A 2,705-nucleotide genomic window follows, 5' to 3' on the forward strand; every position below is an offset into this window, starting at 1 on the left:
GTAGAAGAAATCCCTTGTCTATTTGGCAGCCAGTCCCCGGTAGGGACGTTACATGTAACGTCCGTACAGTCAATGGTTGCCTTTGATTTAGGAACGGCGACAGCATTAACTTGTTTTGATGGAGAGAATTTTGAGGAAATTGATAATCCTCGTTTTGATCGAGAATTTGCCCCCAAAATTCGTGCTGCTTCTAAAGCATTACGCCGTAAACGCCGTCCGATTCGAGGACAACAGAAAGCCTCAAACCGATGGAAAAAATCCCAACAGAAAATTTCCAAACTTAAAGCCAAACAGTCCAGAGTTCGCCGAGACTGGCAGCACAAAGTCACGACAGATTTATCGAGTCGTTATGACATCGCCGTGACGGAAAAGCTCAATGTTAAGGGGATGACTAGAAAGGCAAAGAAGGGAAAACGAAAACGTCAAAAAGCAGGGCTGAATCGTTCGCTTCTTGACGTGGGTTTTGGGACTTTAAATCAACTGATTGTTTATAAAATTGTTGCTAAAGGTGGCGTTCATTTAACCATTAATACTCGCAAAGTGAAACCTTCTCAGCGATGTCCCAACTGTGGAAAAGTTCACAAGGATTGGGCAAATCTCAGCAACCGCTATCATGTTTGCGATCATTGCGGATTTGAAATGGGCAGGGATAAAAGCTCTGTGATGGTGATGTGGAATGTCGCTGCTGGTCAGCAACCGGGGGTGGGAACGAACCTCGTTAGTCGTCGATGCTCTAGCTCTACTGATTCTCCTCGTACTCATACGGGTGGGATGACGCAACTTGGGCAGAAGAAGCGCTTGGGGGATGCTGAGGTTTCCTCAGCTTATCCAACCAAGTAAGAAGCGATTAAACTCTCGCCGTACAGACGATGTTGGGATTACTGAAACCCCACCCGTCTACACGGTGGGGTAGTTCATGAAAGCGTCAAAGCGATCACCAATGCCAATACACTTTATTTGCGAGACTATAAAAAATATGCCGATGAGACTGCTATGGGAATTACCGCGCCAGAAATGCGAGAAGATTAGACAATATAATGGAATGCGCGGGTTAGGAGGACAGAAAAACTGTGACCTTTGAAGACATTATCGATAAAGGTGGTATTGCAATTTGGCCACTCTTGTTTCTCTCGATTTTAGCAATGGGAGCCATTTTTGACCGTCTCTGGTTTTGGGGTCGGGTTCTCCTGCAAGAACGGCAAATTCTTTCTAGTGTTATGGAAGCCGTGTATCGTAACTGGGATGCTGCGGTAGAAATTGCCAAAGACTACCGCGATCATCCTATGGGGCGATTCCTTTATGCTCCCCTACAATTAAACAATCCCGAACCCGAGGTATTTCATTTAGCAATGGAAGCGGCGGCAGATGATGAATTAGCATTGATGCGACGGGGGGATAAAATCTTAGAAGCGGTTATTGCCCTCGCTCCTCTTTTAGGCTTATTGGGGACAGTATTGGGATTAATTAATTCCCTTGGGGAAATTCGGATCAGCGATTTAGGAACCGCAGCAACAGCAGGTGTCACCCTCGGAATTGGCGAATCCCTCATTTCTACCGCCGCAGGTTTGGTGGTGGCGATCGTGAGTTTGGCATTCTACCGCCTTTTTCAAGCCTTTTTATTCGGTCAGATCCGCGTGTTTCGCAAAGCAGGTAGTGATCTTGAAGTTCTCTATCACCAGAAATACTTAGCAGTAGAAACCCCCCCATACACTATTGAAGCAACCTCCTTTGAAGGCTCAAAAAAATTTATTGAATAAAATGTCGAGGGCAGTCCCGACCCATAATCTTTGATTTGGTTGGGAAGCGTTCAATTCATTGTCTAGAATGGAAATTAAGCTATTTGAGAATTCCAGACTATGACCAAGATGATTTTTAAAAATGCGGGGCTGTATTTGGGGATTGCATTCTACTCCCTCTCTACCTTTGCCATCATGCCCGCTCTTTCTCAAGGAAAAAATGATGATCGCAGTAATTTTCCAAGCGATCGCGTCGGTGGAGGAACGCGAAGTGGGGACGATTGTGCCAGGAGTGGTACCCAGTTAGTTCTCTTGAATCCTATTAATAACCTCGGTGTTACAGCTAAAAAGCAGCCATTACTCTATATAGCAGTACCTAAACTCGATAAAGCTCATCCTGCTACATTTTTCTTAAGAGATTCAGAGGAAAACGTAGTTTACAAAACAACTCGGGCAGTGGGACGCACTCAAGAATTTATTGGCATTCGCCTTCCGGAAAATATTCTGCAAATTGGTGAAGATTATGAGTGGGAATTTGTAATCGATTGCGGTTTTGAAAGGGATCCCCAAGAGAATGAAGGAGAAGTGGTAGAGATTTATGTTCGCGGAATGTTACGACAAGTATTACCAGAAACTCTTGTCGAAAGGGAACCTACCTTAGAGGAGCATCTCGCTCTGGTGCAATCCTATCAAGACGCTGGACTATGGAGCGACGCGATCGCCGAAGCAATGGAACTGCGTCGAACTTATCCCCAGAACCGTCAAGTTTTAAACCAATGGCGAGAACTTCTGTCCGCACTGGATTTCAGCAGCTACGATGGCCTTCTCGAAATGCTTCTGAAAATTCCAGTGCCGGAATTGCAAGTATCAGATTGACCCTCCCCGCTCTAAAGAGACGGGGATTCGGAAGTAGCCCAGTAATGGACTCTTACAGGCGTGGTCAAAACGCCGCTATACGCTCAAATATGC

Annotated in this window: 3 protein-coding genes; all 3 read left to right on the forward strand. The window is 45.5% G+C overall.

Going from position 1 to position 2,705, the window contains the following annotated elements; translation table 11 throughout:
• Window positions 1–840 (forward strand): RNA-guided endonuclease TnpB family protein (locus JUI58_RS11820; protein ID WP_204103991.1); only part of this gene is annotated, 840 nt, incomplete at its 5' end.
• Between the two features lie 230 nt (window positions 841–1,070).
• The gene (locus JUI58_RS11825; protein ID WP_204103992.1) at window positions 1,071–1,757 is read left to right on the forward strand and encodes a MotA/TolQ/ExbB proton channel family protein; all 687 of its coding nucleotides are present in this window, start codon (window positions 1,071–1,073) and stop codon (window positions 1,755–1,757) included.
• Window positions 1,758–1,856: 99 nt separating this feature from the next.
• Window positions 1,857–2,612 carry a DUF928 domain-containing protein gene (locus JUI58_RS11830; protein ID WP_204103993.1) on the forward strand — a complete coding sequence of 252 codons (756 nt, stop codon included), beginning with the start codon at window positions 1,857–1,859 and terminating at the stop codon, window positions 2,610–2,612.
• The last annotated feature ends 93 nt before the right edge of the window (window positions 2,613–2,705 follow it).

This window comes from Spirulina sp. CCY15215 (assembly GCF_016888125.1).
Lineage (GTDB): Bacteria > Cyanobacteriota > Cyanobacteriia > Cyanobacteriales > Spirulinaceae > CCY15215.

Excerpts from the sequence above, each read along its gene's own strand:
- JUI58_RS11830 (WP_204103993.1), top strand. The coding sequence starts at position 1,857 with ATGACCAAGATGATTTTTAAAAATGCGGGGCTGTATTTGGGGATTGCA.